The organism is Variovorax sp. MPBD4-3 (genome assembly GCF_058809745.1).
Map to the genome: position 1 here is coordinate 102,402 of NZ_JBXASW010000008.1, position 12,511 is coordinate 114,912.

General features: G+C 68.1%; 12 protein-coding genes. 9 read left to right on the top strand and 3 right to left on the bottom strand.

The genetic code is table 11. The features are described 5' to 3' along the window. Positions 1 to 7 precede the first annotated feature (7 nt). The gene (locus tag AC1RVW_RS07170; RefSeq protein ID WP_081268587.1) at positions 8 to 736 is read right to left on the bottom strand and encodes an alpha/beta fold hydrolase; all 729 of its coding nucleotides are present in this window, start codon (positions 734 to 736) and stop codon (positions 8 to 10) included. A 145-nt stretch (positions 737 to 881) separates the two neighbouring features. On the opposite strand from AC1RVW_RS07170, the gene AC1RVW_RS07175 reads away from it, so the two are divergent. From AC1RVW_RS07175 to arsH, 4 genes are read left to right on the top strand one after another with little or no spacing between them, the layout of a single operon-like run. Further along, the gene (locus tag AC1RVW_RS07175) at positions 882 to 1,205 is read left to right on the top strand and encodes an ArsR/SmtB family transcription factor (RefSeq protein WP_106937374.1); all 324 of its coding nucleotides are present in this window, start codon (positions 882 to 884) and stop codon (positions 1,203 to 1,205) included. A gap of 7 nt (positions 1,206 to 1,212) precedes the next feature. Then, complete coding sequence (locus AC1RVW_RS07180) at positions 1,213 to 2,505, top strand: arsenic transporter (protein ID WP_493198928.1); 1,293 nt, start codon at positions 1,213 to 1,215, stop codon at positions 2,503 to 2,505. Then, positions 2,502 to 2,936, top strand: coding sequence for an arsenate reductase (glutaredoxin) (gene arsC, locus AC1RVW_RS07185; RefSeq protein ID WP_493198929.1), 435 nt, complete (start codon positions 2,502 to 2,504; stop codon positions 2,934 to 2,936). The genes AC1RVW_RS07180 and arsC overlap by 4 nt, the downstream gene beginning before the upstream one ends. After that, positions 2,905 to 3,639: an arsenical resistance protein ArsH gene (arsH, locus tag AC1RVW_RS07190; RefSeq protein WP_493198931.1), complete on the top strand. Its 735-nt coding sequence runs from the start codon at positions 2,905 to 2,907 to the stop codon at positions 3,637 to 3,639. The genes arsC and arsH overlap by 32 nt, the downstream gene beginning before the upstream one ends. A 19-nt stretch (positions 3,640 to 3,658) precedes the next feature. Here the strand turns inward: arsH and AC1RVW_RS07195 are convergent, their stop codons facing one another. Then, complete coding sequence (locus AC1RVW_RS07195; RefSeq protein WP_493198933.1) at positions 3,659 to 4,624, bottom strand: AraC-like ligand-binding domain-containing protein; 966 nt, start codon at positions 4,622 to 4,624, stop codon at positions 3,659 to 3,661. 149 nt (positions 4,625 to 4,773) lie between these two features. Here AC1RVW_RS07195 and gnd point away from each other — a divergent pair, with 149 nt between their 5' ends. Continuing rightward, positions 4,774 to 6,195, top strand: coding sequence for a decarboxylating NADP(+)-dependent phosphogluconate dehydrogenase (gene gnd, locus AC1RVW_RS07200; RefSeq protein ID WP_493198935.1), 1,422 nt, complete (start codon positions 4,774 to 4,776; stop codon positions 6,193 to 6,195). A gap of 17 nt (positions 6,196 to 6,212) precedes the next feature. Further along, on the top strand, positions 6,213 to 6,767 hold the full coding sequence (locus AC1RVW_RS07205; protein WP_493198937.1) for a GNAT family N-acetyltransferase: 555 nt from the start codon (positions 6,213 to 6,215) through the stop codon (positions 6,765 to 6,767). 6 nt (positions 6,768 to 6,773) lie between these two features. On the opposite strand, the gene AC1RVW_RS07210 is transcribed toward AC1RVW_RS07205, so the two are convergent. Continuing rightward, complete coding sequence (locus AC1RVW_RS07210; protein WP_081268580.1) at positions 6,774 to 7,301, bottom strand: thioesterase family protein; 528 nt, start codon at positions 7,299 to 7,301, stop codon at positions 6,774 to 6,776. Between the two features lie 58 nt (positions 7,302 to 7,359). On the opposite strand from AC1RVW_RS07210, the gene AC1RVW_RS07215 reads away from it, so the two are divergent. From AC1RVW_RS07215 to AC1RVW_RS07225, 3 genes are all read left to right on the top strand, one after another. Further along, the gene (locus AC1RVW_RS07215) at positions 7,360 to 7,860 is read left to right on the top strand and encodes a MarR family winged helix-turn-helix transcriptional regulator (RefSeq protein ID WP_493198940.1); all 501 of its coding nucleotides are present in this window, start codon (positions 7,360 to 7,362) and stop codon (positions 7,858 to 7,860) included. A 142-nt stretch (positions 7,861 to 8,002) separates the two neighbouring features. After that, positions 8,003 to 11,224, top strand: a complete 3,222-nt coding sequence (locus AC1RVW_RS07220) for an efflux RND transporter permease subunit (RefSeq protein WP_493198942.1) — start codon at positions 8,003 to 8,005, stop codon at positions 11,222 to 11,224. A 4-nt stretch (positions 11,225 to 11,228) separates the two neighbouring features. Beyond that, on the top strand, positions 11,229 to 12,470 hold the full coding sequence (locus AC1RVW_RS07225; RefSeq protein ID WP_493198944.1) for an efflux RND transporter periplasmic adaptor subunit: 1,242 nt from the start codon (positions 11,229 to 11,231) through the stop codon (positions 12,468 to 12,470). Positions 12,471 to 12,511: the final 41 nt, after the last annotated feature.

The following is a 12,511-nucleotide window of genomic DNA, read 5'->3' on the forward strand; positions in this document are numbered from 1 at the left end:
CGCGCGTTCAGTCGCGCCCCGCCTCGATGATGGCCTGCGCCAGCCGCGCCGGGTTGGAGAAGAACATCTCGTGGCTGCCGGGGCACTCAACCAGCCTGAACAGCCCCAGCCGCTCCGACAGGCGCGGATGCCACGGCAGGCCGTGCGGCATCGCCGTGTCCTGCTGGCAATTGACGTAGGACTTGCCCAGCGCCAGCGCGGCCAGCGGCTGCTTGAGCCGGATCTTGTCGGTGAAGGTGCGGTACGGATGCGGGTTGAGCCTGGCGTAGGCGGCGGTGGCCGTTTCGAAGTCGGCGTCGTTGATGAAGGCTTCGCGCCAGATCTCGAACGGCAAGGTCACGGCGTTGCCGTTGGCCTCTGCGACGGCATCGAACATGCTCACGTAGTGCGGCGGCACCATGTCGTTGAGCGATTCGCCGTCCAGCGGCACGAAGGCGTTGATGTAGACCAGCCGCTTCAACCGCGCAGCGATGCGGTCCGCCACGCCGGAGATCACCATCCCGCCGTAGCTGTGGCCCACCAGCCGCACCTCGGTGAGGTTCTTTTCCTCGATGTAGCGCACGGCCGAGGCGATGGCGTCTTCCAGGCCGGTGCTGGCGCGGTCGTCACCGGGGTTGTTGCCGGCGAGCGTGGGGCAATGCACGGTGTGGCCGGCCGCGCGCAGGCCGTCGGCCACGGCTTCGATCTCGGCACCGGTGTGCCATGCGCCGTGAACCAGAACGTAGGTGTCTGACATGGAAGTCTCTTTCGTTGTTGCGACGGATGAGCACTTTAGAAACAGTGATCCATTTTGAATAGCCCATGCCTGCCAGCCGGATGGCCGATTCGTGCCAAGGCTCGACGCGATTGCTTCCATTCAATTATTCAACGATACTTGAAATATGGAAGAAAACGACGTCGTCCGCTCCCTCGCCGCCCTGGCGCAACCCATTCGCCTGCGCGTGTTCCGCGCGCTGGTGGTCGCCGGCCCTGCCGGCCTGACGCCCGGCGCACTCACCGAATCGCTGGAGGTGCCCGGCACCAGCCTGTCGTTCCACCTCAAGGAACTGATGAATTCGGGGCTGGTGTCGCAGGAACGGCAGGGGCGCAACCTCGTGTACCGCGCCGCCTTCGAGCAGATGAACGCGCTGCTCGGCTACCTTGGCGAGAACTGCTGCCAGGGCGAGGCCTGCGCCGTCGAGGCTCCTTCGGCATGCGGCTGCTGAGGCCGGCATGCTGACCGCCGTCCTGATCTTCGTCTTCACGCTCGTGCTGGTCATCTGGCAGCCGCGCGGCCTGGGCATCGGCTGGAGCGCATCGCTCGGCGCCGTCATCGCGCTGCTGCTGGGCGTGGTCCAGTTGTCCGACATTCCCGTGGTCTGGGGCATCGTGTGGAACGCGACCGCCACCTTCGTCGCGGTGATCGTCATCAGCCTGCTGCTCGACGAGGCGGGCTTCTTCGAATGGGCCGCCCTGCACGTGGCGCGCTGGGGCGGCGGGCGCGGCAGGCTGCTGTTCGCGTTCGTCGTGCTGCTGGGCGCGGCGGTGTCGGCGCTGTTCGCCAACGACGGCGCCGCGCTGATCCTCACGCCCATCGTGATGGCGATGCTGGCCGCGCTCGGCTTCACGCCCGCGGCCACGCTCGCCTTCGTCATGGCGGCGGGCTTCATCGCCGACACCGCGAGCCTGCCGCTGATCGTGTCCAACCTCGTGAACATCGTCTCGGCCGACTTCTTCCGGATCGGCTTCGGCGCGTATGCCTCGGTGATGGTGCCGGTGAACATCGCGGCGGTGCTCGCGAGCCTGCTGGTGCTGATGCTGTACTTCCGCCGAGGCATTCCGGCACGCTACGACGCGGCCCGGCTCAAGGCGCCTGCCGATGCGATCCGCGACCCGGCGACCTTCCGCGCCGGCTGGGTGGTGCTGGCGCTGCTGCTGGTCGGCTTCTTCGGACTCGAGCCGCTGGGCGTGCCGGTCAGCGCTGTGGCCGCATTCGGCGCGGTGGTGCTGCTGGCGGTGGCCGGGCGCGGTCCGGTGATCGGCATCCGCGGCGTGCTGCGCGGCGCGCCCTGGCAGATCGTGGTGTTTTCCCTCGGCATGTACCTGGTGGTGTACGGGCTTCGCAACGCGGGGCTCACCGGGCAGGTCGCGGCGCTGCTCGATGTGTTCGCGCAGGGCGGCGTCTGGGGTGCGGCAATGGGCACGGGCTTTCTCGCGGCGGTGCTGTCTTCGGTCATGAACAACATGCCCACGGTGCTGGTCGGGGCGCTTTCCATCGACGCGTCGGCCGCGAGCGGCGCGGTGAAGGAAGCGATGGTCTACGCCAACGTGATCGGCTGCGACCTGGGCCCGAAGATCACGCCGATAGGCAGCCTCGCCACGCTGCTCTGGCTGCACGTGCTCGCGAAGAAGGGCACGCTGATCGGCTGGGGTGAATATTTCCGGGTCGGCATCGTGCTGACCCTGCCGGTGCTGTTCGTCACCCTGGCGGCACTGGCGCTTCGACTGAGCATCGCACTGCCATGAACAACCACATCAAGATCTATCACAACCCCGACTGCGGCACGTCCCGCAATGTGCTCGCGCTGATCCGCAACTCCGGCGAGGAGCCCGCCGTCATCGAGTATCTGAAGAACCCGCCGGACCGCGCCACGCTGCAGCGGCTGATCGCGCAGATGGGCATGCCGGTGCGCGACCTGCTGCGCCGCAAGGGCACGCCGTACGACGAACTCGGCCTCGACGATCCGAAGTGGACCGACGACGAGCTCATCGGCTTCATGCTGGCGCATCCGATCCTCATCAACCGGCCGGTGGTGGTGACGCCGCTGGGCACTCGCCTCTGCCGGCCTTCGGAGTTGGTGCTCGACATCCTCCCGCGCCCGCAGCAGGGTGCGTTTTCCAAGGAGGATGGCGAACCCGTCATCGATGCGAAAGGCCAGCGTGTCATTCGCCCCTGACCTTCCCAACCTCGACCCCGAGGCCTTCCGCCTGCCCGGGCTGCACTCCCTGCTGCCCGCGCAGCGCGCCACGCATGCGCCGCGCATCCTGCTGCTCTACGGCTCGCTTCGCGAACGCTCCTACAGCCGGCTGCTGACCGAGGAAGCCGCGCGCCTGCTGGGCGCCATGGGCGCCGAGCCCTGCATCTACGACCCGCACGGCCTGCCCCCGCCGGACGGCGCGCCCGAAGACCACCCGAAGGTCAGCGAACTGCGCAGCCTCGCGCAGTGGGCCGAAGGCATGGTGTGGACATCGCCCGAGCGGCACGGCGCCATGACCGGCATCATGAAATCGCAGATCGACTGGATCCCGCTGTCGGTCGGTTCGGTAAGGCCCACGCAGGGCAAGACGCTGGCGGTGATGCAGGTGTCGGGCGGCTCGCAGTCGTTCAACGCGGTGAACCAGCTGCGCGTGCTCGGGCGCTGGATGCGCATGCTCACGATCCCCAACCAGTCGTCGGTGGCCAAGGCCTTCATGGAGTTCGACGAGGCCGGCCGCATGAAGCCTTCGCCGTACTACGAGCGCGTGGTCGACGTGATGGAGGAGCTGGTCAAGTTCACGCTGCTCACGCGCGACTGTGCCGGCTACCTCGTCGACCGCTACAGCGAGCGGCGCGAAAGCGCGCAGGCGCTTTCAAGGCGGGTGAACCTGCGCGCCATCTGAGCGCGCGGCGGCTGCCGGCTCAGCGCCGGCGCCGCAGTTCACCCGGCGTGGCGCCGAGGTGCGCACGGCACTGCCGCACGAAGTGCGACGCGTCCGTCAGCCCCACGCGAAAGCCGATTTCCGCGATGCCCAGCCGGTCGAAGCGCGCGTCGCCCAGCATGCGGCGCGCCGCCGCCATCCGGAAGCCCGCGAGCGCGCCGGCGAAGGTGATGGCGCCTTCACCCTCGCCGACGCCGCAGGCCAGGCAGCGGTGCAGGCTGCGCTCCGAAATGCCCAGCCCGCGCGCAACGCTCGCGGCCGTGAGGCCGGGTTCGGCATGCCGCTCGCGCGTGGCGTCGAGCACGCGGCGGCGCAGCGCCTCCCGGCCGCTGTCGGGCGCGCTCGACTGCCCCTGCCCGGTCGCCAGCGCCAGCAGGCTGCCGAGCTGGTCGCTCAGCAAGCCGGCGAGCAGCGGCGGCTGCACTGCAACTTCCGGCGACAGCTGCCGCAGAAAGCCGCACAGCACGCCGCCCCACCCGGCCTGCCCGTCGATGCGCCGCGCCACCTGGTCGCCGGCATCGGGTATCCATTCGTCGACCCAGGCGGTGGGCAGTTCGAGCGAGAGGGTGTCGGCCGATTGCAGCAGGTGAAATTCGTAGCACCGGCGTGAATCGACCAGCACCGCGTCGCCGGGCAGCAGCCGCGCGGAGCGGCCGTCCTGCACCGCCACCCAGGCAGAGTCGGTCTTGCAGAGCAGGTAGAAGTAGTTGTGGCGGCTCTGGGCGATGGCGCGGCGGGTGCGGTAGACGTCCTGCGCGCTGCCGCGCACCCGGTTCACGACGATGGGCCCGAGCGGCGCCGACTCCAGCGTGGCCCCGAAGCGCCCGGCCTCGGGGCTGGTCACGTCCATCTCCAGGAAGCCCTCGCACACCGCGCCGACCCAGTAGTCCAGCCGCTGCGCGGGCGGCACGGCGTCGGTCGACCAGCGGTGGATGGCATTGCTCATGCGCGCGAACATACCCAAGCCCCGCCGGGTTGCCAAGCGGGTATAGACCGCCTCCGACTGCGGCCCTTTCCCGACCCCGGCAAAATGGTTCTGGAACCAAACCCCGTGCGCGGAGCGCTCCGCCCGCGCACATGAATGAAAGAAGGGCCATGAGCACCAAAAGCGATTTCGGACTGATCGGCCTGGCCGTGATGGGCCAGAACCTCGTGCTGAACGTGGAAAGCCGCGGCTTCCAGGTCAGCGTGTACAACCGCACCGAAGCCACCACCGAAGCCTTCATTGCCGCCAACCCCGGCAAGAAGCTGGTGGGCACCAAGACGCTGGAGGATTTCGTCCAGAGCCTGTCCAAGCCCCGCAAGATCCAGATCATGGTCAAGGCCGGCGCACCGGTCGACCAGGTGATCGAGCAGCTCATCCCGCTGCTCGACAAGGACGACATCGTCATCGACGGCGGCAACAGCCTCTACACCGACACCGAACGCCGCGACGCCTACCTGAGCAGCAAGGGCCTGCGCTTCATCGGCGCCGGTGTGTCGGGCGGCGAGGAAGGCGCGCGCAAGGGCCCGTCGATCATGCCGGGCGGCCCGCTTTCCACCTGGGAAGTGATGAAGCCGATTTTCGAGAGCATCGCGGCCAAGGTCGACGGCGATCCCTGCGTCATTCACATCGGCCCCGGCGGCGCGGGCCACTACGTGAAGATGGTGCACAACGGCATCGAGTACGGCGACATGCAGCTCATCTGCGAGGCCTACAGCCTGTTCAAGGCGGCCGGCTTCAGCACCGAAGAGATGGCCGCCATCTTCAACGAATGGAACGACGGCGAGCTGCAGAGCTACCTGATCCAGATCACCGCCAAGGCGCTCGAGCAGAAAGACCCGGAAACCGGCAAGCCGATCGTCGACGTGATCCTCGACAAGGCCGGCCAGAAGGGCACGGGTCAGTGGACGCTGATCAACGCGGCCGAGAACGCCGTGGTCATCAGCACCATCAACGCCGCCGTGGAAGCGCGCGTGCTGTCGTCGCAGAAGAAGGCGCGCGTGGCGGCCAGCAAGCTGCTGCAGGGGCCGAAGATCGAGCTGTCGCTCGAGAAGAAGGCGCTGGTGGCCAAGGTGCACGACGCGCTCTACGCCTCCAAGGTCATCAGCTACACGCAGGGCTTCGACCTCATCAAGACGATGGGCGACAAGAAGGAATGGAAGCTCGACCTGGGCGGCATCGCATCGATCTGGCGCGGCGGCTGCATCATCCGCGCGCGCTTCCTGAACCGCATCACCGACGCCTTCCGCACCGACCCGGCGCTGGGCAACCTGATGCTCGACCCGTTCTTCAAGGACCTGCTCAACCGCACGCAGCAGAGCTGGCGCGAAGTGGTGGCGCTGGCGGTGAGCAACGGCATTCCCGTGCCGGCATTCAGCGCGTCGCTGGCCTACTACGACAGCTACCGCACCGAGCGCCTGCCGGCCAACCTGCTGCAGGCGCAGCGCGACTTCTTCGGCGCCCATACCTACGAGCGCGTCGACAAGCCCGAAGGCCAGTTCTTCCACACCGACTGGCCCGAAGTCATCGGCTGAGTCGCCCGAGCGATGCCATGCCGGCCCTCGACTACCCCAGCCACCTGGTCGAGGACTGGCAACTGCGCGACGGCACGGCGGTGCGCATCCGCCCGATCCGCGCCGACGACCTGGCCATGCACGCGGCATTCGTGGCGGGCCTGTCGAACGAAACCGGCTACCGCCGCCTGCTGTCCCCGCGCAAGCCACAGCCGGACGAACTCTGGCGCATGACCCACATCGACTACGACCGCGAACTGGCGCTCATCGCGACCACCGTGGCCGACGGCGCCGAGCAGCAGGTGGGCGTGACGCGCTACGTGCGCGGCGACACACCCGAGACGGCGCACGTCGCGGAATTCGCGGTGGTCATCGCCGACGCCTGGCAGCACCGGGGCGTGGCCCACAAGCTCATGCGCAAGCTGATCGATGCGGCGGCCGATGCAGGTGTGAGGCAGCTCGCGGACATCACGCTGTTCGACAACGTCGCGATGCTGGCGCTGGCGCGCAAGCTGGGCTTCAAGGTGCGGCGCGATCCGGGCAACCCGAATGTCACGCAGTTGCGGCTGGCGCTCGGTGCACCCGAGGCCTGAGTTGCATCACCAGGCCGCGCTCATCACGCCCTGCTCTGCCGCGATCCAGTCGCGCACGGGCGACGGCAGTGCATGCGCCGGCGGCACCAGGCCCATGGCGGCGTACGACTCCAGGTTGGGCACCAGCCCGTTGCGCCCTACGGCCGCGCCCTTCATGTAGCCGGCGGCGCATACCTTGTCGCCCTTGACGAACTCGAAGCGCATGTAGTTCCAGTGCTGGTCGGTGGCGTCGAGCCGGAAACGCAGCGTGTACACCTCGAACGGGTTCAGCCCACGCCGATAGCTGATGAGCGAGCCACCCGACATCGGCCGCCAGCCCTGACGCAACATGGTCGCGGCAAAGCCGGTGCGCACGAAGTACTCGACCAGCATCAGGTCGATGATGGTCAGATAGCGGCCGTTGTTCATGTGGCCGTTGATGTCCAGGTCGTTGGGCAGCACCCGAAGCCGCCGCTCCAGCGTGTCGCCTGGCACCAGGCGCGGTGCACGCCAGGCACGCAGCAGAGTCATCAGCAGGCGCAAGTAGAGATTCATGGGCAGGCCATAATTGGTTCAGCAATGAACAGTATATGTTCAATACTGAACTATACCCATGGCCACCACCAAAACCCCAAAGCCCAAAAAACCGACCGAACTCGACCGCGCGCCCTCGTCGCCCCATGGAACCCAAGCCTGGCTGGCTGTGGTACGGGCCTACAACCTGTGCGACGCGGTCATGGCGTCACGGCTCGCCGCGATCGGTTTGCGCGTGGGCGAACACGAGGTACTGGCCACCATCGCGACCACGCCGGGCATCACGCAGCAGGCGCTGGCCGCTCGTTGCTTCGTCGCCAAGAGTGGCGTCAGCATGCTGCTCACGCAGATGGAGACCAGGGGATGGGTGCGGCGCGACAGCGACGGTGCCGACGCGCGAATCAGGCGCCTGACCTTGACCGATGACGGCATGGCAATCGCCCGGAAGTGCCTGGCGATCCAGGCCGAACTCGTGAGTGCGATGGTTGCGCCAGCCACTGCGCAAGAACTGGAAATCGTCGCCGACGCAATGAACCGCGTGTCCGTGGCTCTCGAAGCAATGCGGGCGGGCAAGGCCTGAGAGTGCCCTGTGCGAAGGGCGCCTGGTGTCATTCGCCACCCATTTGGTAAAGCGCGACAGCTGCCCTGACCGGCCCAGCAAACTTAAATCTACTTCCTTATGATGCGAAACCTTTTTCCGTCGGAAGCAGAGAGTCCCCTCCATGGTCCAGCTTGCGTTGCGTCGTCCGTACACCTTCATCGTCATGGCGATGCTGATCGTGCTGGCCACGCCCTTCGTGCTGGCGCGCATGGCCACCGACATCTTTCCGGAAATCAATATTCCGGTGGTCAGCGTCATCTGGAACTACACCGGCCTGCCGGCGCAGGAAATGGGGCAGCGCATCTCGGGCCAGGTCGAGCGGGGCCTGACCACCACGGTGAGCGACATCGAGCACATCGAGTCGCAGTCGCTGGCGGGCGTATCGATCATCAAGGTGTTCTTCCAGCCCACGGCCAACATCGAGATGGCGATCTCGCAGGTGGTGGCCTCCATGCAGGCGCAGGTGCGGCAGCTGCCGCCGGGCATCACGCCGCCGCTGGTCATCAAGTATTCGGCTTCCAGCGTGCCGGTGATCCAGCTGGCGCTGTCGAGCCCCACGCGCTCTGAAAACTCCCTGTTCGACGCCACCGTCAACCAGCTGCGCCCGCAACTCATCACGGTGCCGGGCGCGGCCATTCCCTTTCCCTACGGCGGCAAGAACCGGCTGATCTCGGTCGACCTCGACACCCAGGCGCTGCAGGCGCGAGGCCTCTCGCCGGCCGACGTGGTGAACGCGGTGAACACGCAGAACCTGATCCTGCCCTCGGGCACGGCCAAGTTCGGCGCCACCGAATACAACGTGAAGATGAACGGCTCGCCCGACGCCATCGCGGGCCTGAACGACCTGCCGATCCGCACGGTGAACGGCGCCACCACCTACCTGCGCGACGTGGCCTACGTGCGCGACGGCTTCTCGCCGCAGACCAACGTGGTACGCCAGGACGGCGTGCGCGGCGTGCTGCTGTCGGTGCTGAAGAACGGCGGCGCCTCCACGCTGGACATCGTGTCGAACATCCGCGCCATGCTGCCCGTCGCCGCGCAGACGATGCCCGAGGACATCAAGATCACGCCGCTGTTCGACCAGTCCGTGTTCGTCAAGGCGGCCGTGAAGGGCGTGGTGTTCGAAGCCATCCTGGCCGCCGCGCTCACCGCCGCGATGGTGCTGCTGTTCCTGGGCAACTGGCGCAGCACGCTGATCATCGGGCTGACCATTCCGCTGTCGATCCTGGCGTCCATCCTGGTGCTGTACTCGCTGGGCGAAACGCTCAACCTCATGACGCTGGGCGGGCTGGCGCTGTCGGTGGGCATCCTGGTCGACCAGGCGATCGTGACCATCGAGAACATCGAGCGGCACCTGCACATGGGCACGCCGCTGAAGGAGGCCATCGAGGTGGGCGCGGGCGAGATCGGCTCGGCCGCCTTCGTCTCCACGCTGTGCATCTGCATAGTGTTCGTGCCGATGTTCTTTCTCTCGGGCGTGGCGCGCTTCCTGTTCGTGCCGCTGGCGGAGGCGGTGGTGTTCGCCATGCTGGCCTCCTACCTGCTCTCGCGCACGCTGGTGCCGACGCTGGTGATGCTGCTGATGGGCGGCTCGCACGGCCCGCAGCAACAGCCGGCCGAAGGCGCAAGGCAGAGCGTGCTGCAGCGCCTGTACCGCGCCTTCGACCAGCGCTTCGAGCGCGTGCGCCGCGCCTACACGCTGGTGCTGTCGGCGGTGCTATCCAAGCGCGCCGGCTTCATCGGCCTGTTCCTCGGCTTCTGCCTGCTGTCGTGCCTGCTCTACCCGGCGCTGGGCCGCGACTTCTTCCCGACCGTCGATGCCGGCCAGATCCGCCTGCACCTGCGCGCGCCCACCGGCACCCGCATCGAGGAAACCGCGCGCCTCACCGACAAGGTCGAGGCCGCCATCCGCGAGCTGGTGCCGCCGGACCAGCTCGAAACCATCCTGGACAACCTCGGCATTCCCAACAGCGGCATCAACCTGTCGTACAGCAACGCCGGCACCATCGGCACCTTCGACGGCGAGCTGCTGCTGTCGCTGAAAGAAGGCCACAAGCCGACCGAGCAGCACGTGTCGCTGCTGCGGGCCGAGCTGCCCAAGCGCTTTCCGGGCATCGAGTTCTTCTTCCAGCCGGCGGACATCGTCACGCAGATCCTGAACTTCGGCCTGCCCGCGGCCATCGACGTGCAGTTCAGCGGCAACGACATCGCCGGCAACGCGGCGCGCGCGGCCGAGCTGACCAAGGCGATACGGCAGATTCCGGGCGCGGTCGATGCCCACGTGCACCAGCGCCTGGACGGCCCCGCGCTGAGCCTGCAGATGGACCGCACGCGCCTGCAGCAATACGGCCTGACCGCCGCCAACGTGGGGCAGAACGTGCTCATCGCGCTGTCGGGCAGCTCGCAGACGGCACCCGCCTTCTGGCTGAACCCGGCCAACGGCGTGGTCTACAGCATCGCGGTGCAGACGCCGCAATACACGGTCGATTCGCTCGATTCGCTGCTCAACATTCCGGTGGGCGCCAGCGGCGGCGCGGGCGGGCCGGGCTCGCAGCAGTTGCTGGGCAATCTCGTGAGCGCGCAGGCCGACCGGCTGCCGGCCGTCATGTCGCGCTACAACATCGCGCCGGTGATCGACGTGTACGTGAGCGTGCAAGGGACCGACCTGGCCAGCGTGGCCTCCAAGGTGCAGAAGCTGGTCGACGAGATGCGGCCCAGGCTCTCTCGCGGCAGCCGGGTCGACACCCGCGGCCAGCTGCAGACCATGCAGTCGTCGTTCATCGGGCTGGGCGTGGGGCTGGCGATGGCCATCGTGCTGGTGTACCTGCTGATCGTGGTCACCTTCCAGTCGTGGCTGGACGCGGCCATCATCATCACCGCGCTGCCGGCCGCGCTGGCGGGCATCGCGTGGATGCTGTTCATCACCGGCACCACGCTGAGCGTGCCGGCGCTCACGGGCGCGATCATGACCATGGGCGTGGCCACGGCCAACTCCATTCTTCTGGTGTCTTTCGCGCGCGAGCGGCTGCAGGCCGGCATCCCGCCGCTGTCGGCCGCGCTGGAAGCCGGCGCCACCCGCATCCGGCCGGTGCTGATGACGGCGTTGGCGATGATCATCGGCATGATCCCGATGGCGCTGGGCCTGGGCGAAGGCGCCGAGCAGAACGCGCCGCTGGGCCGTGCGGTGATCGGTGGCCTGGTCTTTGCCACGGTGTCGACATTGTTTTTCGTACCCGCCGTGTTCGCGGGAGTGCACAGTCGGCTTGCCCGCCGCCGGGCGGCGCGTGAAGCCTCCCAGCAGCAGCATCAACCGCCAGCGGGCGCAACGCCCCAGGAGAATTGATTTCATGACGGAGCAACGCCACGCGGCATTGACCATCCATCCCACCGGCGAGAGCGACAGCGAGCTGCTGCGCCGCCGGCAGATCGTGCGGCGCACGCGCTGGCTGGTGCTGGTCGTGCTCGTGCTGCTGGGGCTGGGCGCGGCGCGCACGGTGTTCGTGCGCATCGCCAACGCCCGCGCGCTCGAAGCGGGCACGGCCGAACGCGCGAAGCAGTACGTGCAGACCGCCCTGCCCCGCGTGCCCACCGCGGGCCAGACACTGTCGCTGCCGGGCACGCTGCAGGGCTTCGTGCAGTCGCCCATTTCGGCGCGCGCCAGCGGCTACCTCAAGCGCTGGACCAAGGACATCGGCAGCCGCGTCGAAAAGGGCGAGCTGCTCGCCGAGATCGAGACGCCCGAGATCGACCAGCAGCTGTCGCAGGCCGTGGCCGCGCGCGCACAGGCCGCCTCCGGCCTGGAACTGGCGCGCAGCACCGCCGAGCGATGGGAAGCGCTGCGCAAGAAGGACGTGGTCTCGCAGCAGGAACTGGACGAGCGCCGCAGCGCGGTGGCGCAGGCCACCTCCAACGTGGCGGCGGCCGACGCCAACGTGCAGCGGTTGAAGCAGACCGAGGGCTTCAAGCGCGTGGTGGCGCCGTTCGCGGGCGTGATCACGCGGCGCAACGTGGACGTGGGCGACCTGATCGACGCGGGCGCGGGTGGCGGCGCCGGCCGCGCGCTGTTCCTGCTTGCGCAGACCGATCCGCTGCGCGTGTACATCAACGTGCCGCAGGCCTACGCCCAGCTCGTGAAGACCGGCCAGCCCGTGGTAGTGACGCAGGCCGAACTGCGCGGCCAGACCTTCAAGGGCCAGGTGGCGCGCACCGCCGGCTCCATCGACACGACCACGCGGATGATGCAGGTGGAGGTGTCGCTGCCCAACAGCGACGGCGCGCTGCTGCCGGGCGCCTATGTGCAGGTGTCGCTGCCTTTGGCCGCGAGCCGCACGCTCTCGGTGCCGTCGAACGCGCTGCTGTTCCGCGCCGAGGGCACGCGCATCGCGGTGGTCGATGCGCAGGGCCGCGTCAACCTGCGCGCCGTGACGCTGGGCCGCAACTACGGCGAGAACGTCGAGGTGATCGACGGCCTCGAGAAAACCGACCGCATGGTGCTGAACCCGTCCGACTCGCTGGCCGAAGGCGACGTGGTGGCGGTGGCGCCCGAAGCGCCGCCGGCGAAGGCGCCGACGCCGAAGGCCCCGGCGTGACGCCGCCGCGCCTGGCCGCTCCGCTCACGCTGCTCGCCGCC

Bases quoted from the DNA above. Each gene is read 5' to 3' on its own strand.
- AC1RVW_RS07170 (WP_081268587.1), bottom strand. From the start codon at position 736: ATGTCAGACACCTACGTTCTGGTTCACGGCGCATGGCACACCGGTGCC.
- AC1RVW_RS07175 (WP_106937374.1), top strand. From the start codon at position 882: ATGGAAGAAAACGACGTCGTCCGCTCCCTCGCCGCCCTGGCGCAACCC.
- AC1RVW_RS07180 (WP_493198928.1), top strand. From the start codon at position 1,213: ATGCTGACCGCCGTCCTGATCTTCGTCTTCACGCTCGTGCTGGTCATC.
- arsC (WP_493198929.1), top strand. From the start codon at position 2,502: ATGAACAACCACATCAAGATCTATCACAACCCCGACTGCGGCACGTCC.
- arsH (WP_493198931.1), top strand. From the start codon at position 2,905: ATGCGAAAGGCCAGCGTGTCATTCGCCCCTGACCTTCCCAACCTCGAC.
- AC1RVW_RS07195 (WP_493198933.1), bottom strand. From the start codon at position 4,624: ATGAGCAATGCCATCCACCGCTGGTCGACCGACGCCGTGCCGCCCGCG.
- gnd (WP_493198935.1), top strand. From the start codon at position 4,774: ATGAGCACCAAAAGCGATTTCGGACTGATCGGCCTGGCCGTGATGGGC.
- AC1RVW_RS07205 (WP_493198937.1), top strand. From the start codon at position 6,213: ATGCCGGCCCTCGACTACCCCAGCCACCTGGTCGAGGACTGGCAACTG.
- AC1RVW_RS07210 (WP_081268580.1), bottom strand. From the start codon at position 7,301: ATGAATCTCTACTTGCGCCTGCTGATGACTCTGCTGCGTGCCTGGCGT.
- AC1RVW_RS07215 (WP_493198940.1), top strand. From the start codon at position 7,360: ATGGCCACCACCAAAACCCCAAAGCCCAAAAAACCGACCGAACTCGAC.
- AC1RVW_RS07220 (WP_493198942.1), top strand. From the start codon at position 8,003: ATGGTCCAGCTTGCGTTGCGTCGTCCGTACACCTTCATCGTCATGGCG.
- AC1RVW_RS07225 (WP_493198944.1), top strand. From the start codon at position 11,229: ATGACGGAGCAACGCCACGCGGCATTGACCATCCATCCCACCGGCGAG.